The sequence below is a fragment of the Vibrio syngnathi genome (genome assembly GCF_002119525.1).
GTDB lineage: Bacteria > Pseudomonadota > Gammaproteobacteria > Enterobacterales > Vibrionaceae > Vibrio > Vibrio syngnathi.
Genome location: NZ_CP017917.1, coordinates 1,560,852 through 1,581,381, shown reverse-complemented (window position 1 = coordinate 1,581,381; position 20,530 = coordinate 1,560,852). Strand labels below are relative to the sequence as shown.

The 20,530-nt window shown below is 44.6% G+C and carries 19 protein-coding genes and 1 pseudogene; 15 read left to right on the top strand and 5 right to left on the bottom strand.

Annotated features, from left to right (window positions below; all coding sequences use genetic code 11):
- Nucleotides 1-3: 3 nt before the first annotated feature.
- Nucleotides 4-828, bottom strand: coding sequence for an ABC transporter ATP-binding protein (locus K08M4_RS21870; RefSeq protein WP_009846021.1), 825 nt, complete (start codon nucleotides 826-828; stop codon nucleotides 4-6).
- A gap of 361 nt (nucleotides 829-1,189) precedes the next feature.
- Here K08M4_RS21870 and K08M4_RS21865 point away from each other — a divergent pair, with 361 nt between their 5' ends.
- Together K08M4_RS21865 and ybiA are read left to right on the top strand one after the other, a co-directional pair.
- Nucleotides 1,190-1,384: a PA3496 family putative envelope integrity protein gene (locus tag K08M4_RS21865; protein WP_004732575.1), complete on the top strand. Its 195-nt coding sequence runs from the start codon at nucleotides 1,190-1,192 to the stop codon at nucleotides 1,382-1,384.
- Nucleotides 1,385-1,574: 190 nt separating this feature from the next.
- Nucleotides 1,575-2,135, top strand: coding sequence for a riboflavin biosynthesis intermediates N-glycosidase (gene ybiA, locus K08M4_RS21860; RefSeq protein ID WP_086051480.1), 561 nt, complete (start codon nucleotides 1,575-1,577; stop codon nucleotides 2,133-2,135).
- Nucleotides 2,136-2,315: 180 nt separating this feature from the next.
- Here ybiA and K08M4_RS21855 read toward each other — a convergent pair whose 3' ends face one another.
- Nucleotides 2,316-3,074, bottom strand: coding sequence for a substrate-binding periplasmic protein (locus K08M4_RS21855; RefSeq protein ID WP_086051479.1), 759 nt, complete (start codon nucleotides 3,072-3,074; stop codon nucleotides 2,316-2,318).
- An 88-nt stretch (nucleotides 3,075-3,162) separates the two neighbouring features.
- Between K08M4_RS21855 and K08M4_RS21850 the strand changes: the two genes are divergently transcribed.
- Complete coding sequence (locus tag K08M4_RS21850) at nucleotides 3,163-5,589, top strand: response regulator (RefSeq protein ID WP_086051478.1); 2,427 nt, start codon at nucleotides 3,163-3,165, stop codon at nucleotides 5,587-5,589.
- Nucleotides 5,590-5,941: 352 nt separating this feature from the next.
- Nucleotides 5,942-6,601 carry an HAD family hydrolase gene (locus K08M4_RS21845; RefSeq protein WP_086051477.1) on the top strand — a complete coding sequence of 220 codons (660 nt, stop codon included), beginning with the start codon at nucleotides 5,942-5,944 and terminating at the stop codon, nucleotides 6,599-6,601.
- Nucleotides 6,602-6,695: 94 nt separating this feature from the next.
- On the opposite strand, the gene K08M4_RS22380 is transcribed toward K08M4_RS21845, so the two are convergent.
- The gene (locus K08M4_RS22380; protein ID WP_086051476.1) at nucleotides 6,696-6,878 is read right to left on the bottom strand and encodes a hypothetical protein; all 183 of its coding nucleotides are present in this window, start codon (nucleotides 6,876-6,878) and stop codon (nucleotides 6,696-6,698) included.
- 156 nt (nucleotides 6,879-7,034) lie between these two features.
- Between K08M4_RS22380 and hppD the strand changes: the two genes are divergently transcribed.
- From hppD to maiA, 4 genes are read left to right on the top strand one after another with little or no spacing between them, the layout of a single operon-like run.
- Nucleotides 7,035-8,108: a 4-hydroxyphenylpyruvate dioxygenase gene (hppD, locus tag K08M4_RS21830; protein WP_017100488.1), complete on the top strand. Its 1,074-nt coding sequence runs from the start codon at nucleotides 7,035-7,037 to the stop codon at nucleotides 8,106-8,108.
- Nucleotides 8,101-9,276 carry a homogentisate 1,2-dioxygenase gene (locus K08M4_RS21825; RefSeq protein WP_086051474.1) on the top strand — a complete coding sequence of 392 codons (1,176 nt, stop codon included), beginning with the start codon at nucleotides 8,101-8,103 and terminating at the stop codon, nucleotides 9,274-9,276. Before hppD ends, K08M4_RS21825 begins: the two co-directional genes overlap by 8 nt.
- A 9-nt stretch (nucleotides 9,277-9,285) precedes the next feature.
- The gene (locus tag K08M4_RS21820) at nucleotides 9,286-10,323 is read left to right on the top strand and encodes a fumarylacetoacetate hydrolase family protein (RefSeq protein ID WP_086051473.1); all 1,038 of its coding nucleotides are present in this window, start codon (nucleotides 9,286-9,288) and stop codon (nucleotides 10,321-10,323) included.
- Between the two features lie 21 nt (nucleotides 10,324-10,344).
- A complete protein-coding gene (gene maiA, locus K08M4_RS21815; RefSeq protein ID WP_086051472.1) occupies nucleotides 10,345-11,049 on the top strand; it encodes a maleylacetoacetate isomerase in 705 nt (234 codons plus the stop codon).
- Between the two features lie 232 nt (nucleotides 11,050-11,281).
- Here maiA and K08M4_RS21810 read toward each other — a convergent pair whose 3' ends face one another.
- On the bottom strand, nucleotides 11,282-12,211 hold the full coding sequence (locus K08M4_RS21810) for a carbamate kinase (protein WP_086051471.1): 930 nt from the start codon (nucleotides 12,209-12,211) through the stop codon (nucleotides 11,282-11,284).
- A 608-nt stretch (nucleotides 12,212-12,819) separates the two neighbouring features.
- A complete protein-coding gene (locus K08M4_RS21800) occupies nucleotides 12,820-14,823 on the bottom strand; it encodes an acetoacetate--CoA ligase (protein ID WP_086051470.1) in 2,004 nt (667 codons plus the stop codon).
- A 199-nt stretch (nucleotides 14,824-15,022) separates the two neighbouring features.
- On the opposite strand from K08M4_RS21800, the gene phhA reads away from it, so the two are divergent.
- From phhA to K08M4_RS21770, 7 genes and pseudogenes are all read left to right on the top strand, one after another.
- Nucleotides 15,023-15,817 (top strand): phenylalanine 4-monooxygenase, encoded by a 795-nt coding sequence (gene phhA / locus K08M4_RS21795; protein ID WP_086051469.1) that lies wholly within the window; start codon nucleotides 15,023-15,025, stop codon nucleotides 15,815-15,817.
- The gene (locus K08M4_RS21790; protein ID WP_086051468.1) at nucleotides 15,807-16,136 is read left to right on the top strand and encodes a 4a-hydroxytetrahydrobiopterin dehydratase; all 330 of its coding nucleotides are present in this window, start codon (nucleotides 15,807-15,809) and stop codon (nucleotides 16,134-16,136) included. Before phhA ends, K08M4_RS21790 begins: the two co-directional genes overlap by 11 nt.
- A gap of 231 nt (nucleotides 16,137-16,367) precedes the next feature.
- Nucleotides 16,368-16,577 (top strand): DUF3283 family protein, encoded by a 210-nt coding sequence (locus K08M4_RS21785; RefSeq protein WP_086051467.1) that lies wholly within the window; start codon nucleotides 16,368-16,370, stop codon nucleotides 16,575-16,577.
- Between the two features lie 96 nt (nucleotides 16,578-16,673).
- Nucleotides 16,674-17,390, top strand: a complete 717-nt coding sequence (locus K08M4_RS21780; protein WP_009846045.1) for a YebC/PmpR family DNA-binding transcriptional regulator — start codon at nucleotides 16,674-16,676, stop codon at nucleotides 17,388-17,390.
- 182 nt (nucleotides 17,391-17,572) lie between these two features.
- Nucleotides 17,573-17,716 (top strand): annotated as a pseudogene (locus tag K08M4_RS22050) (LysR family transcriptional regulator); the annotation flags it as partial.
- A gap of 12 nt (nucleotides 17,717-17,728) precedes the next feature.
- On the top strand, nucleotides 17,729-18,604 hold the full coding sequence (locus K08M4_RS21775; RefSeq protein WP_086051466.1) for an NAD(P)-dependent oxidoreductase: 876 nt from the start codon (nucleotides 17,729-17,731) through the stop codon (nucleotides 18,602-18,604).
- A 377-nt stretch (nucleotides 18,605-18,981) separates the two neighbouring features.
- A complete protein-coding gene (locus K08M4_RS21770; RefSeq protein ID WP_086051465.1) occupies nucleotides 18,982-20,502 on the top strand; it encodes a M20 family peptidase in 1,521 nt (506 codons plus the stop codon).
- Nucleotides 20,503-20,530: the final 28 nt, after the last annotated feature.

Below are 20,530 nucleotides of genomic sequence, written 5' to 3'. Positions count from 1 at the left end.
CTCCTAGCACGCAGTTGCGTGAGCGTGTTCGTGAATATTGGGGAAGGAACTCCATAGCTTTTGGGTATAGGAGTGCTGAGGGTTATTGCGAATCTCATGGGCTTGGTTGACTTCAACTATCTGTCCATGACGCATGATGGCAATTCGATCGCACAGTTGGCTCATTAGTGCGAGGTCGTGGGTGATAAACAATATTGAGAAACCAAACTCTTCTCTGAGTTGGTGTATTTGCTGCAGAATTTCGCGCTGTACAACCACATCCAGTGCCGTGGTCGGTTCATCCATGATAATTAACTTAGGGTTGAGCGCGAGAGCTATCGCAATCACCAAACGTTGACGCATCCCACCGCTAAACTGGTGCGGGTACTCGGTTAGACGGTGGCGAGGGATATTGACTAGGTCGAGTAACTTTTCGGCGCGATCTTTTGCTTGCTCGTTGTTCATGCCCTTGTGGTGGCGCAATACATCGGCAAACTGTTCTTCAATGGTCAGTACAGGGTTAAGCGAGTTCATCGCGCTCTGGAACACCATTGCGATCTCACTCCAACGTAAGGTGTTCAAGTGGCTGTCCGATAAGCTCAGCAGATCTTGCCCGCCAAACAGTATTTGCCCGCCAGAGATAAAAGCCGGTGGCTTATGCAGGCGGTTAATGGCAAATGCGATGGTACTTTTGCCACACCCTGACTCTCCCGCTAAACCAAAAATCTCGCCTTGGCCTATGTTAAAGCTTACGGATTTTACGGCATTAAAATCGCCGTCATCGGTAATGTAATCGACACATAGATTCTTCACTTCGAGAAGAGGTGTCTCTGAATTTTCCCTAGACATGATAAACACTCAGTTATGATATTGATAATTATTATCATTAACATGTGTTGAATTTAGTGAAAGAGAAGAGCACAAAAAGAATGAAGTGACTCGAATTATTTTTTGATTATTTCATGAAGTTTCAGTGGGAAATAGGAAATGAGAACGAGGAAAATGAGAGGTGGATCAAACCACATTTCTTATGGGTAATCTTTTAAATGTAATGGCAGAAAATGGCTTTGGCAAAGTTTAAATGAGGCATTTATTAATTAGCTTTGTGAAGCGTCGGAATCATCACATTTCAGTACAGAATTGCTTAACAAGCGAAATAGCATTTGCTACAGATTACCTGTCCATTACATGGTGCTTTTCGGAGGAAAACATGTCCATTAATTCTATCAACCATGATGAAATGACAAATATTGCAAATAAGTGGGATGCTGAAGAAGAAGTATCTTTCAAACCAGAAAAGAAAATGAAGTCTGCTGAAGCTCGTCGTCGTATTGAAGCTCTAAGAGAAATTAGAGAAAGCGGTTTTAGTCTGGAAGAAGCGAGGGAGCTAGGTCTAATTCATTAACAATCCCCATTGCATTTAGAAGGGTGGCGTACCACCACCCTTTGATTTATATGCCTTTTTTAAAGAAACTTGTGCTTTTTATAAGTAAACCATGCTCCTTGCCTCTCACCATTTAAATCCATTGTCCTTCCTCTACATTACTTGTTCTCGGCTAAAAACATGCCCTTGGTATACTCTTTAACTAAGTTGTTTGACAGTTATATGCAACGCCACTAATTTTAAAGTTAAAGCAAAAATATGCGATGTTGTTGGTAAGGAGAAGGCTATGTGTAATTCGGTGGCGAAAGCCAAAGAAGTGCTGTTCTATGAACCTGAAGATCCAAACGGGTACCTGTCAAATTTTGCCGCTTGTCCTATCAAAATCGACGATCAAGTTTGGGCAACCAGCGAGCATTATTATCAAGCGATGAAGTTTGCCTCTCAAGCGCTGCGCAACACCATTCTCGAAGCCTCGACTCCTGCTGAAGCATTCTCTTTAAGCCGTGATTATGAAGACCAAGTTCGGGAAGATTGGTATGACATTCGTGTTGAAGTGATGCAGTTCATTGTCACTGAGAAGTTCAGGCAGAACCCACAGTTTGCGTTGTTTCTTACTAATACCGGAGATTCGGTGATCAAAGAGCATTCGCACAAAGATCACTTCTGGGGGGATGGTGGCGATGGAACCGGCGAGAACCATTTAGGAAAGATTCTGATGGCAGTACGACAAGAACTTCGTACTCAGCAGCTGAATTTGATCGCTTCGCATTAAATGAATCGACTCGCGCTCTATTAATACGTTTTTGAGCTATTACTAATAAATTAAGGCCGCTCTGTAAGCTTACAGAGCGGCCTTTTGATTGTCAGTTTTCTAAGCTTGACCCAAAGAACAAAAACGTGTCGCGAAGTCATTCATGAGTAATTGGCTAATCAAGTTAGAGCTAGCCAAGTGCTATAGATAGTTTTGTACAATGTCGTTGAGCTGACCATCGTCTTTCATTTGGTCGAGGCGCTGGTCGATGAAGCTTTGCAGTTTAGGATCCATCTCTGGGTCAAATGCTAAATGGATGGGGTAGTTATTGATCACTGAGCCAAACTCTTGCATCTGGTAGTCATCAATACTGAGTTTCTGCTCATTTAGGTTGTATTTGATTCGAGATTCCATTTCAACAAAAACGGTATCACCCGGAGTTCGGTTTAATACACGAAAAGCCGCGCTGTAATCTTTAACTCGAATCTCGTTAAGCTTACCTTGTTGGATATAAGGCTCTAGATTTGGATATTCAAACCCCACCAGCAATACTACCGCTTTTCCGTTTAAATCATCGATAGTGTTGAACTCAAATGGTTTCTTGCCGCTGCTGAGTAACACATGTTTTACATTGTAAATCGGATCTTTAGACAGGTTTACAGATTGGATATTTCCCCAACTTGGGCTGCCATAGGTGACCCAGTTTGGGTTCTCTCTCGCATCGAGCTTGTCGATCATTCGGTTGAAAGGGTAGGTGTGGTAATCGATCTCGTATTGGCTGTTGTCAAATACGGCTTCAACAATATCCGAAACCATTCCTCTGTGAGATGACCCGTCAGTTTCGATCTGAAAAGGTTGCGCTTGGCTTGCAATAATGTAGTAGTGAACAGGTTCGCTTGCAAAAGCATAACTGCTTGAAAACAAACTGACTATGGATGCAACTATTAGATGTTTTTTCATAACCTTCCCTAGTTATTTGATGAATGACTACTATTATACTAGTTGAGTAATTGTAGTTTGCTAGGATAACAATAATGGTAATTTTTGTATGGTGAATAAAGGAAAACGCTATATTGGACTCTCCCGACAGTTGATCGGGGTAATCATCGCAATCAGTACCTTATTCACAGTCATAGTGACAGGTCTAGGTTTGTATGTGGAGTACCAAAATCGAGTTTCTTTTATCAGTTCTCAGATCGAACAGGTTAAGGCTGGTTATCTTTCCGGCTTAACCGCCAGTTTGTGGGTTGAAGACCGAGAGCAACTGTTTGTGCAAGCTGAAGGTATCTCCCGCTTACCCTCGGTCAGTTATCTGTTAATAGAAAGCCCCGATGAAAAAATTTTAGAATTAGGTCAACAGACGTCCGGTCAGTCTTATTCTCAATCTTGGGATATGGTGCATCAGATGGGAGGCTCTGAGTTCCAACTGGCGACGCTCACGGTGCAGTCTGATCTGAGTATGATTCTCAACGACTTTGAAGATCGGGTCTTATTATTGCTCGCCTTCGAAGCAGTTAAAATCTTCTTATTGTCTCTGGTATGTTTAACCATCGTCTACCGCCTTGTAGTCAAGCGCTTAATGACCATGTCTTCTCAGATCAACCATCAACAGGTTGAAGACAACAAACCGCGATTTTTAACACCCACTAACTCTACGTACAGTGATGAGATCTCGACACTAGAGAGTAGCTACAATCAGTCGATTGAACGTATTCGCCAACAATACCAAGAATTGGAAAAAGCCAAAGATATTGCAGAGGTAGCGAACCGCAACAAGAGTGAATTTCTTGCCAACATGAGCCACGAAATCCGCACTCCAATGAACGGGATTATCGGGCTTTCATCACTGCTTTCTGAAATGGATATGCCTAAAGAGCAAAAAGAGTATGTCGACATGCTCAACACCTCTTCGCTTACTCTACTCGATTTAATCAATGACATTCTCGACTACTCGAAGATTGAAGCGGGTCGTTTAGAGCTTCAACAAGAGCCGATGAAAATGATGGGTATTGCTGCCGATGTAGAGTCGACCTTCAGAGTTAAAGCCGAGCAAAAAGGGCTCAAATTCCAACTGGCGATTGATCCTAAGATCCCAACCATGGTGATTGGCGATGGCACTCAGTTAAGACAGGTGTTGAACAACCTAGTCGGCAACGCCATCAAATTTACCGAACATGGTCATGTCATGCTCTCACTTCGCTTGGAAGAAGTCATAGAGCCAGAACAAAAACTCAGAGTGAAATTTGAGGTGACCGACAGTGGTATCGGTATCGCAGAAGACAAACAACAATCGGTGTTTGACAAGTTTCAACAAGCTGACGGCAGCACGACGCGCATTTACGGAGGCACCGGGCTTGGCCTCACTATCTGTGACAAGATAGTGACCTTGATGGGCAGTAAGCTTGAACTAACCAGTGTCTTAGGCAAAGGGAGTACATTCTACTTTACTGCTGACTTTGACCCGTGTCTGGATGTTGATGAGAGTAACATCGATTTTAATAAAGTCTCGGTACTTCTGGTTGATGACAGCCAGTTGAACATGCGTATTACCTCAACACAACTTCAATCATTCGGCGTTAAGTCCGAGTGTTGTGAAACCGCCACCCAAGCGTTAGAGCTTGTTTCGGAGTCTGTGGCGAAGTCGTCGCCTTATGATTTGGTACTGATTGATAAAGTGATGCCGTCTATTGATGGGTTCCAGTTAGCGAAAAGCTTGATTGAGCGTTTTGACAAAGCTTGTCCTAAGCTAGTGATGATTTCTGCCGACCCTCGAAAACAAGATGAAGCGCGTGCCAAACAAGTGGGCTTTGTTGCCTACATTGCTCGCCCTTATCAAGATAACCAACTTAAATGGACGCTGAGTGAAGTTCTGGCGAGAGCGGCTGATACCTCAACCTTTACCTATCCAAATCGAGGTGAGGTAGCGTTTAAAGATAATCAACCCGTGCCATTAACCAAATCATCGAGTTCTGTTGAAGCTACAACATCTGCTTCTGTTAGAACGACACAAATAGACAAACAAGCTCCAATCAAAGAAGAGCCAAAACCAGTGGCTGCTCCGTTTAGTGGTAAGGTTTTGGTCGTTGAAGATTCTAGAGTGAATCAACAAGTCGCCAAAATGATGCTTAAGAAGCTGGGGTTTGAGGTGGATATTGCAGACAACGGTGAAATTGGTGTCGAGAAATTTAAGGCCAATGACTATGTGATGATTTTCATGGATTGCCAGATGCCAGTTCTTGATGGTTTCGAAGCGACCAAGCAGATCCGAGCGCTCGAAGAAGGAACCTCTAAACACATTCCGATCGTTGCGCTGACGGCCAACGTCGTGCAACGAGATAAGCATTTGTGCTTCGATGTGGGTATGGATGAATTTTTACCAAAACCCGTCAATCAAGGGAAACTGAGAGAGATCGTTGCCAGTTTCTTGTCGAAAGGAACTGAGTCGAGCAAGGAACATGAGCAGAAAATCGTTTAGGTTCAATTAGCTGATGTCTCGCTAAAGCATATCCAACTCTATAAGAAACTCCGACAGAATCAGTCGGAGTTTCTTTTTTTTGCTAATGAGCACTTGGTTAGCCAATACATCTCGTTAGCTAAATACACATAGTTATTTAAATACATATAGTTAAATAACTATGTGTATCAATACTGATTGAATCCATAAGCTGTTGTATTTAAGAAAACAAGCATGTGGTGATTGTCATAGCCGTGAAATACAACTGCCACGAAAATATGCTCTTAATGTCACAATCCCGTTATAGCATGCAGCCAACTAGAACTATGGTTTAGTTTTAACCTTAACGAAATTCAACCCGTGAGAGCCTAAGATGTTCAAACCTTTGTATGTATTTGATATGGATGAAACGCTGATCAATGCCGATGCAGCGATGCTCTGGAATGAATTCTTGGTTGAAAAGGGCATTGCCACTGCGCCCAACTTTATTGAAGAAGATAAGCGCTTAATGGGTTTATATTCGGAAGGCAAACTGAACATGGAAGATTACCTCACGTTTTCCATGCAGCCTTTAGCCGATATGCCAACAGAGCAAGTTACCGCTTTGGTGGAAGAGTGTGTTGAACAGCATATTTTGCCTAGACAGTTCAAGCAGTCGAAACCTTTGATTGAGCAGCTTGAGAATGATGATATCGATATGTTGATCATCTCTGCCAGCGTGACTTTCTTGGTGGAAGCGGTCGGTCGCAAGATTGGTATCGAGAATGCACTCGGTATTGATTTGATTGAAAACCAAGGCCGTTTTACTTCTCAAATATCAGGTGTGCCAAGCTACCGTGAAGGCAAAGTCACCCGTTTAAAAGAGTGGTTAGACAATCAAGAAACTAACTACTCAGACATTCATTTTTATACGGATTCAATCAACGACTTACCTTTGTGCGAACACGCTGACTTTGCTTACTTGGTGAATCCATGCCCGCGTTTGAAAGCACTGTCTGATCAACCGAATTGGTCGATCCTCAACTGGGATTAACGCAAATTTTATATTCGAATTAGGTTCGCTCTAGAACTCATCAAGCCGCTGACTACAGCGGCTTTTTTGCATCATCAGTCTAATGTTCGATTTATTACCTTAGCTGATAAAAGGATGAATGTAACAATTCAATAACATCTATTACTCTGATGTAAATCAAACAACCATCTTTCAATCCCTTGATAGCACTCACTTTCTTGTCTTGATGATTTGTGTGTAACAAATATTTTACAAATTGACAGGGTTTCATCGTAATTGCCCATTTTCCTCCACCCATTCCATTATCTCGGCTTGTGGGCCAAATTTAATTAAGGACAAAAAACATACAGCATCTTTCGCGTAAGAAAAAGTCACGTAATAGAAAGCACGCAATAAGAAGTCACGTAAATAAAAAACACGTAATACAAAACCAATAGGTACAAGGAGAAAGTTCATGGTGGATACATACAACCCGCTTGGCACGGATGGATTCGAGTTTGTTGAATACACGGCCGTTGACCACAAGGGAATTGAGCAACTTAAAGCGCTGTTTGTGTCACTTGGTTTTGCTGAGATCGCCAAGCACCGTTCAAAAGAGGCTTGGCTGTATCGACAAGGTGACATCAACTTTATCGTCAATGAACAGCCTCACAGCCAAGCGGAAGCGTTCGCTAAAGTGCATGGGCCATCGGTGTGCGGTATGGCTTTTCGTGTCAACGAAGCAACGGCGGCAATGGAGCAAGCGTTTAAGGGCGGTGGTGAAGAGTACAAGACAGAAATAGGGCCGATGGAACTGAGCATTCCTGCCATTTATGGCATCGGTGAAAGCCTGCTCTATTTTGTGGATCGTTATGGCAAGCAGAGCATCTACGACGTCGACTTCCGGTTCTATGACGATGCGGAACAGCGCATGGCCGAAGCTAATGTTGGTTTGTATGAAATCGACCACCTCACGCACAACGTGAAGCAAGGCAATATGGATGTGTGGTCTGGGTTCTATGAGCGTCTTGGTAACTTCCGTGAGATTCGTTACTTCGACATTGAAGGCAAGCTGACAGGCCTTGTGAGCCGCGCCATGACCTCACCGTGTGGCAAAATCCGTATTCCTATCAATGAGTCTTCTGACGACAAATCACAAATCGAAGAGTTTATTCGCGAATACAACGGCGAAGGTATCCAACACATTGCACTCGCAACGGATGACATCTACAAAACCGTGAAGACTCTGCGTGATCGCGGCATGGACTTTATGCCAACCCCAGATACCTACTATGAGAAAGTTGACGATCGTGTGAAAGGCCATGGTGAAGACACTGATCTGCTGCGCGACCTGCGTGTTCTGATTGATGGCGCACCGACCAAAGACGGCATCTTGCTGCAAATTTTCACGCAGACGGTAATCGGGCCTGTGTTCTTTGAAATCATTCAGCGTAAAGGCAATGAAGGCTTTGGCGAAGGTAACTTCAAGGCGCTGTTTGAATCGATTGAAGAGGACCAGATTCGTCGAGGAGTGTTAGACGATGCATAAATGGATCTCGTTTCCTCATCGGGAAGGGGTGTGCTCTAAACAAGCGCACGCCGATTTTCCCGAAGAGGCAATCTATGAGCGAGAGGCGGGTCGAAGTGGTTTCTTCGGCCCTGCTGCTCACTTTCATCACCAACATGCCCCAACAGGTTGGTCGGAGTGGGAGGGCGATTTACGTCCTCACGCTTTTGATTTTACTCTGGTGGAGAAAGCCAGCCAGATAACCCCTTGGGCGGTGCCTCATCTTTTGCACAATGCGGACTGCAAAATTCGTGTGTGGCGAATGGATGAGAAGATGGATTTCTTGGTGCGTAACTCCGATGGCGATGAGCTGCTGTTCATTCATCAAGGCAGCGCCGATCTCTATTGTGACTATGGTCATCTAGCGGTGAGTGAAGGGGATTACGTGATGATCCCGCGCTCGACCAACTGGCGTTTAGAGCCAAGCGAGCCGATGTTTATCTTGATGATTGAGAACACAGACGCGGCTTACTCCTTGCCAGAGAAAGGCATGGTCGGTAATCACGCGGTGTTTGATCCTGCGGTGCTCGACATTCCTTCAATCAATGATCAATTTCGCGCTCAGTATTCTGAAAACCAGACTCAGGTTCAGGTGAAGCGCCACGACAAAGTCAGCGTGATCACCTATCCGTTCAATCCATTGGATGCGATTGGTTGGCATGGCGACTTAGCGGTGGTGAAAGTGAATTGGCGCGATATCAGACCGCTGATGTCACATCGCTACCACTTGCCACCTTCTGCGCATACGACGTTTGTTGGCGCAGGCTTTGTAGTGTGCACCTTTGTACCACGCCCGATTGAGAGCGACCCAGGTGCATTGAAAGTGCCGTTCTACCACAACAATGATGACTACGACGAAGTGCTGTTCTATCACGCTGGTGACTTCTTCAGTCGCGACAATATTGAAGCAGGCATGGTGACTTTCCACCCCGCGGGGTTCACGCATGGGCCTCACCCAAAGGCTTTTAAAGCGGGTCAGGCGCATAAGAAGAAGTTTACCGACGAAGTGGCTGTGATGATCGATACTCGCCATGCGCTGCAGTTCTCTGACGAACTCGATAGCGTTGAAAACAAAGAGTATGTCTACAGTTGGCAAGATTCTGGTTCGCAAGATACGGGCCAGCAAGAAATGGCTGACGATAAGAAATAAGGGACAAGGATGAAATTAGCAACCAAGAAAAATGGCACTCGCGACGGTCTATTGATGGTCGTGAGTAAAGATCTCAAACAGTGTGTGGCTGCCACTGAAATCTTTCATGCGATGCACCTTGCACCCACTATGCAGGTGGCTTTGGATAACTGGGATAGCGTTGCTTCTCAGTTAGAAGAGTTATACACCTCGTTAAACAACGGGCATGTGACTGGCAGTGAAGTGTTTGCACCTCAGCATTGTGAATCGCCTCTGCCACGTGCATATCAATGGGCCGATGGCAGTGCATATGTCAACCACGTTGAGTTGGTGCGTAAGGCTCGTGGTGCTGAAATGCCAGAAAGCTTCTGGGTCGATCCATTAATGTATCAAGGCGGCTCTGACGCGTTTATCGGCCCTCGTGACAACATCGAATTTGCCAGCGATGAGTGGGGTATAGATTTCGAAGGAGAAGTCGCGATTGTGACCGGTGACGTCCCTATGGGCGCAAGTGCTAAACAGGCGCACGAGTCGATTCGCTTGCTGATGTTGGTGAACGATGTGTCGCTTCGTGGCTTGATTCCGGCAGAGCTCGCTAAGGGTTTTGGTTTCTTCCAATCTAAACCGTCTTCGGCGTTCTCCCCGGTTGCGGTAACACCTGATGAGCTTGGCGAGCAATGGAAAGGCAGCAAGGTACATCTACCGTTGATATCGACCTACAACGACCAGCCTTTTGGTTGTCCGAATGCGGGCGTCGATATGACTTTCAACTTTGCTGAACTGATAGTCCATGCTGCGAAAACTCGCCCACTATCGGCCGGTGCAATCATAGGCTCAGGTACGGTATCGAATAAGCAAGGCACTGACCACGGCACCTCAATTGCCGAGGGCGGAGTGGGTTATTCATGCATAGCTGAAGTTCGTATGATTGAGACGATTCGCGATGGTAAGCCGTCGACTCAATTTATGTCGTTTGGTGACTCGATCAAGCTTGAGATGTTTGATGAGGTGGGTGATTCCATTTTTGGTGCGATAGACCAAAAAGTGAGCCAGTATCGAGCGGTATAATTCACGTAATAGGGTTTCAGTATGAGCGAGAGCATCGTGAACAAGAACATTATACTTTACGGTTACTGGCGCTCGTCCGCAGCCTATCGAGTGCGTATTGGATTGAACCTAAAGCAACTCAACTATGAGTCGAAATCGGTGCACTTGGTGCGTAATGGCGGCGAGCAACATGATCCACAATATCGCGAGCTCAATGCCAGCCAATTAGTTCCCGTGCTGGTGGATGGTGAAGTTCAACTCAATCAGTCGCTGGTTATTTTGCAATATCTCGATGAGCACTATTCTTGTGAGAGTAGTCCGGAAGTCTCGCTGATTCCTGAGCAAACACCATTGCGCTATCAAGCATTGGCAATGGCTCAGGATATTGCGATGGAAATTCATCCTCTTAATAATCTGCGCGTGTTGCAATATTTGGAGCGGGAATTGTCGTGTGAGCAAGAAGCCAAAATGGATTGGCTTCACTATTGGATGAGCCAAGGGTTTTCAGCGTTAGAAGAGAAGCTGGCCAAACACCGAAAAACACACGGCGACTTGGTGTATAGCCTCACCGATTCGCCTTGTATCGTCGATATCTGCTTAGTGCCGCAGGTGTATAACGCGTTGCGCTTTGATGTTGATATGTCACCTTATCCGCTGATTAATTCGATTGTCGAAGCGTGTAACCAGTTACCCGCTTTTATTGGGGCGATGCCAGAGAACCAAGCGGATGCGAATGCACCGATGTGAACGTATTGAACTGTTTTTTAAAAACTGGAAACGTTATTTTGCTTAAATCACGTTATAATTACGATTGGGTATATTTAAAGATATTATGTATTCATTCTTTTCAGGTTTAATTTCAAATTTTATGAATATTTATCTCATCTAGCATTAAACGGCCCTAATAAAAAGCCTCATTATAATTAAATAAGAGGCTTGTAATAGTATTTATATTAGTGGTGTTTATCACTCGATAATATTAGTAATAAACAATACCCTCGCCTTTCGTTATCAGAGTGCCAGCTTCATTGGTAATTATTTTATCTAAATCAAATAATGAACCAATCGCCGCATTACCTAATCCAGCTTCAACGAATTTGCACACGGCATCAATTTTTGGCCCCATAGAACCAGCAGGGAATGAAAATTCTGCTAAACCAGCAGGCGTTGCTTGCTTCATTTCTGCTTGGTCTTCTTTACCGTAGTTACGGAAAATCGAACCATCAGTTAAGATTATAAATAAGTCAGCATGGATTTTTTCAGCCAGTAATTCAGCCGTAAGATCTTTGTCAATGACGCACTCTACGCCACTACTTTTACCTTGCTCAATACTCACGGGAACACCGCCGCCGCCACAAGCGATAACAAGGTTTTCTGTATCTAGAAGTGTTTCAATTTGCTGAATTTCAACAATGCTTTTTGGCATAGGAGAAGGCACAACGCGTCGGTAGTACTCGCCATCAGCTTTAAACTGCATTGTGCTTTGAGCCATTAACTCTTTAGCTCGTTGTTCTGTATATACAGGGCCAACAAATTTAGTCGGGTTAGCAAACGCAGGGTCTTTTTTGCATACTTCAGTTTGCGTGACTAGCGTCGCTACGTCTAATTCAGGGTCAATGTTTCTGAGCTCTTGTTGTAACATGTAGCCCACCATGCCACAGGTTTGAGAGCCGAGTACATCCATTGGGTATGGTGTCGTCTCTGGCGAATATTCGCTATAAGCCGCGTTTTGTTCCATCAACAAACCTACTTGTGGGCCATTACCATGAACGATAACAATCTCATGCTCGCGTGCTATCGCAGCAATACTCACCGCTGATTTGATGATATTTTCACGTTGGTTCTCAGCCGTTAATGCTTGGCCTCTTGCTAAAAGAGCGTTACCGCCTAAAGCTAATACTATGCGCATGATAATGTCTCCGATCATTTAATAATGATTTTATTTATTTTACGTAGGGATTAACCGCTTGTTTCTAATTACATTCAAGCTTATTAATAACAATGACTAGGTTTTTTAATTACTCTTAAGTAATTAACATGCCGAGATAGTATGGGAAAATAATCTTTCTAAATGTGATAGCCATCAAATTATCATTTCACTAGAAATAGAGCAGTGGAAACGGGTTTTTTTATAATTCGATTAAATATCCATAAGCTTGGATACAGTCCAGTGGTAGACTCTTTTTTTGTATAAATGATTCGTCTTTAGTGAATATTATCTCAGCCAAAAAAATGAATAATTTAACACTTTTGTTTTAAATATGACGCTCAGATCGCATTAAGAACTTTAGAAAAGGTAAGGGGTCAAACTGAGGCGAGGGTTTACGAGCTTAAATAGTGGTCTTGATTCGGTTTTTATTGGCCAATCAAGGGCTGCTTAAAGTGTTCAGCATTTAGTGTTTCTTCCGTTGCTTGCTTCACGAAGTTATCGGTTTTCAATCGGCTGCCTTTACTTTAGATGTTATCTGACAGCCAAGTGAAAATTGGAGATAGCTCGCCACGTTCTTGGTCTAAATACTAAGGCGAAAAAACGCGCTTTATCTCTTCCAAAACCTCGGCGTTAGCGATTGCTCCTATGTTTTCAACGGGTTTGCCATTCACCACCTGTTTCACAGCCAACTCCACCAGTTTTCCTGAGCGTGTTTTCGGTACGTCACTGATAGCAAATATCTGGCTAGGCACATGCCTTGCCGAGCAGGATGATTTGAGTTTACTTTTTATGGCTGTCAGCAACGTTTCATCTAGACTTACACCTTGCTGCAACTGAACGAACAACCAAATCTGCTCATTGCGGTCGACATCTTTACCGACGGCGATGGAATCGATGATGCCGTCAATGGTGTTCAATTGCTGATAGATCTCGGCAGTACCAATTCGCACGCCACCGGGATTGAGTGTGGTGTCGCCTCGCCCATAGAACAGATAGCCCCCATGAACGCTCTGTGCGACTTCGTCACCGTGATGCCACACATTATCGAATCTATCCCAATACGTGCTGTGATAACGCTCTCCGGTGTCATTCCAGAAGCCAACAGGGAAGTTGGGGAGGGAATTTGTGCACACCAGTTCACCACGTTCGTGATCGACCTTGTGACCAGACGAATTGAACACCTTGATGTCGACGCCAAGCCCGGCCTGTTGGCATTCACCACGATAAACAGGGGAGATAGGATTGCCCAATACAAAGCAGCCACAAATATCTGTACCGCCAGAAATAGACGCCAAATGCAGGTCTTGTTTGATGTGTTTGTAGACGTAATCGAATTGCTCTGGGTAGAGCACCGAACCGGTTGAGCACAGTGTTCTTAAGTGAGGAAGTGAGTGACTGTCGATTGGCGAGAGTTCGGTTTTCTCAATCGCCTCTAAATACTTGGCTGAGGTGCCAAACAGCGATACATCAGCTCGCTGCGCTAAATCCCACAGAACGTTAGGTTGCGGATAAACTGGGCTACCATCAAATATCACCAAACACGCACCACTGGCGAGCGCAGATACGTGCCAGTTCCACATCATCCAACCACAGGTGGTGTAATAGAACACGCGATCTCTTGGTTTGATATCGCAATGAAGCTGATGTTCTTTTAGGTGGTTGATGGTAGTGCCACCAACCGAGTGAACAATGCACTTCGGCTTGCCTGTCGTACCGGAAGAGTAGAGCACAAACAGTGGTTCATTGAATCCGATACACACAAATCGAACAGGTTGTGGCTGATAGTGATTAATGATGCTGTGCCAGGCTCGGGTCGACACATCATTTTCAAAGTCATTCCTTCCCAAGTAACCGATCTGACACACCTGTTTTAGCTCGGTTAAGTGCTCGATGATTTCACGGTTCTTGTCCGTCATATCGAACGTTTTGCCATTGAAGGTATAACCATCACAGGTGAACAGCACCTTGGGTTTCACTTGGCCAAATCGTTCAATCACACTCTCTACGCCAAAGTCGGGAGAGGTCGATGTCCAAATCGCGCCTAAGCTGGTGGTCGCTAGCATCGCTATTACGGTTTGTGGCAGATAAGGCGTATACGCAGCAACCACATCACCTTGTTGAACGCCACAACCTACGAGCCATTGTTGAAAACGAGAGACTTCCTCACACAAGGTTTGCCATGTGTAGCTTTGCTGCTCGCCACGTTCATTTTCAAACCAAATCGCAAGTTCGTTTGGCAACGTTTTTGCTGAATGCAGCAAGTTTTCGGCGTAGTTAACTTGAGCATTCGGAAACCACACCGCATCGCGATTCGATTTCGGCTGCTGCCAGCGACTTTCACCTTGAGTTTTGATGTGCTCGCTTTCTGCCTTGTTAATACAGTCTTGCGAACCCACCATTCCACAAAACTGCCACACGTTCTGCCAAAATAATTCTGGATGCTCCACAGACCATTGATGAAGCTCCGTGTAGTTTTTCAATTTCCGCTCGAATATGTCTTGTTGATCGAGGCTATCCATAAATCGGGTTACGTTGGCGTGTGCGATACGCTGGTCGCTGGGTTGCCAAATTGGCTTATTGCTCTCGTGCATTCCTTTACCTTTAACAAAAAGTTAACGATTTCAGTCTGGTATTTAGGTTTTACAAAGTCAAAAGATCAGCAAAATAAGGGGTCGCTGGAATTGTGTAAATAAAATGTTACACGATCGCCTATTTCGAAAAGTCGCGCAAATTGGCGGATATAACGAGTGGAGATAGGCTTAAAGTGAGACATTCGAAAGGAGGTGTGTAATGACTCAATATCATTCTAAGCCCGTGAGCCAAGAGGGATGGGTTGAGTGGAGCCTCGAAGAAGACGCCATTTGGCACGATTTAGTGAAAAGGCAATTGGACGTCATTAATGACCGCGCATGCGGTGCCTATTTGCACGGTTTGACCCTGCTGGATCTGCCATTAGACAGAGTTCCCCAGCTTCCAGAGGTAAACAAAGTGCTAATGGAAACAACCGGTTGGCAGGTTCAGCCTGTGCCTGCATTGATCGATTTCGACCGATTCTTTGATTTGCTCGCCAATAAGAAATTCCCAGTGGCGACATTTCTGAGAACGCGAGATGAGTTCGATTATTTACAAGAACCTGATTTCTTTCATGAAATTTTCGGCCATTGTGCCATGCTCACCAATGCCGATTTCGCGGTTTTTACTGAGCACTATGGAAAATTAGGCCAAGCCGCTACATCTAAACAGCGCGCTTATCTGGCCCGTTTGTATTGGTTTACGGTTGAGTTCGGTTTAGTAAAAGAGGGACAAAAACTGAAAATTTATGGCGGTGGCATTCTCTCGTCTCCGGCGGAAACCATGTATGCATTGGGTGGTGATTTGGCGGTTCGTGAGCGGTTCGATCTGCAAACAGTATTAAGAACTCCTTATCGCATCGACATCATGCAGCCGAAGTATTATGTAATCGACGAGCTGTCTGAGCTCTTCAAAATCAGTCAGGAAAACCTATTACAGCAAGCTGATCTCGCCATCGACGCGGGGTTACTACCACCACTTTTTGAACCCAAGGAACCAACACATGTTGAATGAACAAAAATGCGAAGCCTGCAGTATCGACGCGATTGCCCTAAGTAAAGATGAACAACAATCTTTACTGTTGGAGTTGTCAGACTGGCAGATCATCGAAAGAGACGGCATCCCGCAGCTTGAGAAGGTGTTCAAGTTTAAGAACTACAAACAAGCATGGGCATTCAGCAACAAAGTGTCAGAGTTAGCAGAAGAAGAGTTCCATCACCCTTCGATCTTATTGGAGTGGGGCAAAGTGACTGTAACCTGGTGGAGCCACTCAATCAAAGGCCTCCACAAGAATGATTTCATCTGCGCCTCACGCTGTGATGCGATTATCTGATTATTCGGCTCATAATGTGAGTTGAATAACTGCTTAAACGACTCATGGAATGAGTGGAATAAGCGATACTTTCGTATCATAGGGCGCAACTTCTCCCAAACTAGCTTGACCTGCATCAGTGACTTGCTGCTTTCTCGTCCGACAACCCCCACTATTGCTCATAGTATTGGTTTTATGAGGCTGCTCTATGATATATTTCTCGGCCAAGTGTATTACAGACGAAGGCTAATAATGTCTATCAACCTTTCACTCCTTCCGCCCGGCGAGAAAAATAAAATCGAACTGGATAAGCAAGCATCGTTTCTTGTATGGAAACTGAAGCAAGCGAAATGTGGCCCTGAAGCCATTGTTGAAGAAGCAATGAAGCTAGGTGATCCAGAAGAAAAGGCTTGGTTTGATCAGTCTGTAGAAAAATACAAACGAGTAATGGGTGTCGCATAAACGCAGACAAACCTTACCCAGCAAGGCTGTCGAATTGAAATGACGCAGTAATTTGCTAGAATTTGCACCGTTAATTGAATCAGAGAGAAGATCCCGATGGGAAGAAGTTTTGAAGTGCGCAAGGCCTCAATGGCGAAAACTGCAGGCGCAAAAATTAAAGTTTATTCTAAATACGGTAAAGAGATTTACGTACTGGCTAAGAACGGCAGCTCTGACCCAGACATGAACCTACCTCTTAAGCACCTGATTGCTAAAGCGAAGAAAGACCAAGTACCCGCTCACGTTATCGACAAAGCGATCGATAAAGCGAACGGCGGCGGCGGTGAAGACTTCCAACCAGCTCGTTACGAAGGTTTTGGCCCAGGTGGCACAAGCGTAATCGTTGACTGTTTAACAGACAACGGTAACCGTACTTTCCAAGACGTTCGCCAATGTTTCGTTAAAACTGGCGCGAAAATCGGTGTTGAAGGTACTGTTTCTCACATGTTCGCTCACCAAGCTGTATTCCAGTTTGCAGGCGAAGATGACGAGATCATCCTAGAAACGCTAATGATGGAAGACGTAGACGTGACTGACGTTGAGCTAGAAGACGGTGTTATCACTGTATTCGCTCCAACGACTGAGTTCTTCAAAACGAAGACAGCACTAAACGCTGCGTTCCCAGACCTAACGCTAGACGTTGAGGAAATCACTTTCGTTCCTCAAACAACTACGCCAGTAGCTGAAGAAGATTCTGAGAAATTCCAGAAGTTCTTAGACATGCTTGACGACTGTGATGACGTTCAGCAGGTTTACCACAACGCTGAGCTGTAATCTTTACAGTAACAACAGTTATTAAAAAACCGAGCCTAGTGCTCGGTTTTTTTATGGACATAATTCCTGATTTTTCCTTGATCATCGTTCCATTATGTTCGGTGACAGAGCGCTCTCTGATCGTGATTTGTCGCTGAGCATCATGTTATTGTTAGTCTTATCCCGACATGAGTCTGATTTAAGTGCTGCCTGAGTATCATCGGGGTGATCGCCAAGCGTATTTAGTGTACAAAGAAAGAAAATATCAGCCAAAGGCTTTGACCCTGCTTATTGATGCATTGATTGAGAGTGTTCGATCTTTTCATAGCGATGACTTGGTCAAATAAAAGGAGAAAGAAATGAAAGTAAGTTTTATCGGGCTAGGCGTTATGGGCTTTCCAATGGCAGGCCACCTAGTCAAAGCCGGTTTTGAAGTAACGGTATTTAACCGCACTCACAGCAAAGCGCTAGACTGGGCTGATAAACACCAAGGTAAAGCAGCAGAATCTGTGGCTGAGTGTGTAGAAGAAGCTGACGTGGTATTGGTTTGTGTGGGCAACGATGACGACGTTCGCAGCATGACAACCAGCGAAATAGGCGCATTGGCAGCGATGAAGCCAAACGCAATTCTTGTCGATCACACCACAACGTCGGCAGTTCTGTCTGAAGAGCTTGAAGTGGCTGCGAAGCAAGCAGGTATTCGCTTTATGGATGCACCAGTGTCTGGTGGCCAAGCGGGCGCAGAAAACGGCGTGTTAACCATCATGTGTGGTGGTGAACAAGCGCTATTCAACGACCTTCAACCTGTATTCGAAGCTTACGGAAAATCGTCGGTTCTGATGGGGAAAGTCGGCCAAGGCCAACGCGCGAAAATGGTTAACCAGATCTGCATCGCGGGTGTATTGAACGGCTTATCTGAAGGCTTGGTACTTGCTGAAGAATCAGGTTTGGATATCCCAACTCTGGTTGATTGTCTTAAAAACGGCGCTGCTGGCTCATGGCAGATGGAAAACCGCGCTACCACAATGGCGCAAGATAAATTCGATTTCGGCTTCGCCATTGATTGGATGATCAAAGACTTAGGTTTCTGCCTAGATGAAGCTGAGCGCCAAGGTATCCAGCTTCCACTGACTGAAAAGACTAACAATGCTTACAAGGCGCTGTCTGCCGAAGGACAAGGCCGCATGGATACATCAGTATTGATGAAAGCTGTCGTTGAAGAGACGAAGAAGTAGAAGAGGCAAAGAAGTAGCAAGATCGAAGTAATTGAAGCTTCGTTTAGATAACTAAAAATAGCCGCTGATTAGCGGCTATTTTTATTTGTACCCACTTAGAAATACGTGAAAGAGTTTGTTCTGAAACTCACCATTGCACAAAATCTTGTTACGAATCTCATGTTGTAGGGTGAGATCTGATCATTTCCGCGACTGTAAAAGCCTTTCTCCCTCTACAAAATCATGCTTAATTTTACTTGTCCACTACAAATTGTTATTGACGTCTTCTGATGGGTAGAGTCCTTCATTAGAGATTAGTTTGCTCTACATTGTTGGTCTATAATTACCGCATAAACCAAAACACAGATTTACTTTTCATCTAATTAAGGCTTTAAATCATGACAAAACCATCAAAACTCTTTACCGGTATCGCTTCCGCTTTGGCATTGACCGCTAGCATTTCAGCGTGGGCTGATGAGCAAGACTTTAGTTCGATGCAAATGCAAGGTGTCGAAAAAGTCGACATTCAAGTTGATGTAGCAGGCGCTGCGCAACGTTTATCGCAAGCGGTTCAGTTTCAAACTATCTCTAACCAAGATCGCAGTGATTTTGATGAGCAGGCTTTTCGTGACTACCACCAGTTTCTTGAAGAATCGTACCCATTAGTGCACAAAACGCTCAAGCGAGAAGAAGTCGGTGACCCGCGTCCTTTCAGCTTAATTTACACTTGGGAAGGTAAAGATCCATCACTTGCTCCCGCTATCTTTATGGCGCACCAAGATGTTGTACCAATTGCAGAAGAGTCTCGCGATGAGTGGAAAGAAGAGCCGTTTTCAGGAGTGATTAAAGACGGTTATATCTGGGGACGCGGCTCTTTAGATGATAAAAACCAACTTCAGGCACTTTTAGAAGCTACTGAAATGAAGCTAAAAGAAGGCTTCCAACCTGAACGTACCATTTTGTTTGTTTTTGGTCACGATGAAGAAGTAGGTGGGCCTGAAGGCGCGAAGCACGCTGCTGATATCATTGAACAACGTTATGAAAAAATCGCGTTTGTTATGGACGAATCTGCTCCATTGGTCCCTGGAATATTCCCTGGCATTCGTGAAAATACAGCATTAATCGGTATTGCCCAAAAAGGCTTCGTTAGTCTAGAGATTGCTATCAATGGTGTTGGTGGTCACTCATCACAACCGGGCGAAGAATCGAATATTGTCGCGTTAGCAAAAGCAGTTGAGAAAGTTGAAGCTGCGCAATTCCCTTACAAAATTCACGATGCGGTGAGATACCAATATCGATACATGGGGCCGGAACTTCCAGAAGCGCAGCAACCACTGTACAAAGCCGTAGCTTATGGCGAAAACGACACGGTGACGGACTTAGAGAAAAAATTTATTGATGTGATGTCTAAAAATCAGGTTACTCGCGCCATGCTACACACTACAACGGCGGTTACTATGTTTAATGCTGGTATTAAAGACAACGTATTACCGCCAGCAGCTACTGCAGTTGTAAACTTTAGACCGATGCCGGGTGACACTCCTGAGGTGATTATTGAACATGTGAAGAAAGCGATAGGCGATGAAAGAATGACCATTCGTGATATATCAGCATCAACGCCTGCAACGAATGTTGCGGATCCAAGTGGCGCTGGCTATTCCATGTTAGAGAAGACCATTCGTCAAACTTGGGGTAATGACCTGATTGTCTCACCATTCTTTGTTATTGGTGGTTCAGACTCTAAGCACTTCCAAGCCCGAGATTTTGCCCCTGATGTATATACAATGACGGCGATACAATTAGAAAGCGTAAAAGAATTCGAAGGCTTTCACGGCGTGAACGAACGTATCTTAGTTGAAGAATACGGCCGCTCTATTGGGTTCTTCTACCAACTAATGGATAACCTCGAAAATCTGTAATTCAAATATTATTGACTGATATAAACGA

What these genes read in the sequence shown, in the direction of transcription:
- K08M4_RS21825 (WP_086051474.1), top strand. Translation starts at nt 8,101, where the DNA reads ATGCATAAATGGATCTCGTTTCCTCATCGGGAAGGGGTGTGCTCTAAA.
- K08M4_RS21810 (WP_086051471.1), bottom strand. Translation starts at nt 12,211, where the DNA reads ATGCGCATAGTATTAGCTTTAGGCGGTAACGCTCTTTTAGCAAGAGGC.
- K08M4_RS21770 (WP_086051465.1), top strand. Translation starts at nt 18,982, where the DNA reads ATGACAAAACCATCAAAACTCTTTACCGGTATCGCTTCCGCTTTGGCA.
- K08M4_RS21850 (WP_086051478.1), top strand. Translation starts at nt 3,163, where the DNA reads ATGGTGAATAAAGGAAAACGCTATATTGGACTCTCCCGACAGTTGATC.
- hppD (WP_017100488.1), top strand. Translation starts at nt 7,035, where the DNA reads ATGGTGGATACATACAACCCGCTTGGCACGGATGGATTCGAGTTTGTT.
- K08M4_RS21865 (WP_004732575.1), top strand. Translation starts at nt 1,190, where the DNA reads ATGTCCATTAATTCTATCAACCATGATGAAATGACAAATATTGCAAAT.
- K08M4_RS21780 (WP_009846045.1), top strand. Translation starts at nt 16,674, where the DNA reads ATGGGAAGAAGTTTTGAAGTGCGCAAGGCCTCAATGGCGAAAACTGCA.
- K08M4_RS21820 (WP_086051473.1), top strand. Translation starts at nt 9,286, where the DNA reads ATGAAATTAGCAACCAAGAAAAATGGCACTCGCGACGGTCTATTGATG.
- K08M4_RS21800 (WP_086051470.1), bottom strand. Translation starts at nt 14,823, where the DNA reads ATGCACGAGAGCAATAAGCCAATTTGGCAACCCAGCGACCAGCGTATC.
- phhA (WP_086051469.1), top strand. Translation starts at nt 15,023, where the DNA reads ATGACTCAATATCATTCTAAGCCCGTGAGCCAAGAGGGATGGGTTGAG.
- K08M4_RS22380 (WP_086051476.1), bottom strand. Translation starts at nt 6,878, where the DNA reads ATGGGTGGAGGAAAATGGGCAATTACGATGAAACCCTGTCAATTTGTA.
- K08M4_RS21785 (WP_086051467.1), top strand. Translation starts at nt 16,368, where the DNA reads ATGTCTATCAACCTTTCACTCCTTCCGCCCGGCGAGAAAAATAAAATC.
- K08M4_RS21870 (WP_009846021.1), bottom strand. Translation starts at nt 828, where the DNA reads ATGTCTAGGGAAAATTCAGAGACACCTCTTCTCGAAGTGAAGAATCTA.
- K08M4_RS21855 (WP_086051479.1), bottom strand. Translation starts at nt 3,074, where the DNA reads ATGAAAAAACATCTAATAGTTGCATCCATAGTCAGTTTGTTTTCAAGC.
- K08M4_RS21775 (WP_086051466.1), top strand. Translation starts at nt 17,729, where the DNA reads ATGAAAGTAAGTTTTATCGGGCTAGGCGTTATGGGCTTTCCAATGGCA.
- K08M4_RS21790 (WP_086051468.1), top strand. Translation starts at nt 15,807, where the DNA reads ATGTTGAATGAACAAAAATGCGAAGCCTGCAGTATCGACGCGATTGCC.
- maiA (WP_086051472.1), top strand. Translation starts at nt 10,345, where the DNA reads ATGAGCGAGAGCATCGTGAACAAGAACATTATACTTTACGGTTACTGG.
- K08M4_RS21845 (WP_086051477.1), top strand. Translation starts at nt 5,942, where the DNA reads ATGTTCAAACCTTTGTATGTATTTGATATGGATGAAACGCTGATCAAT.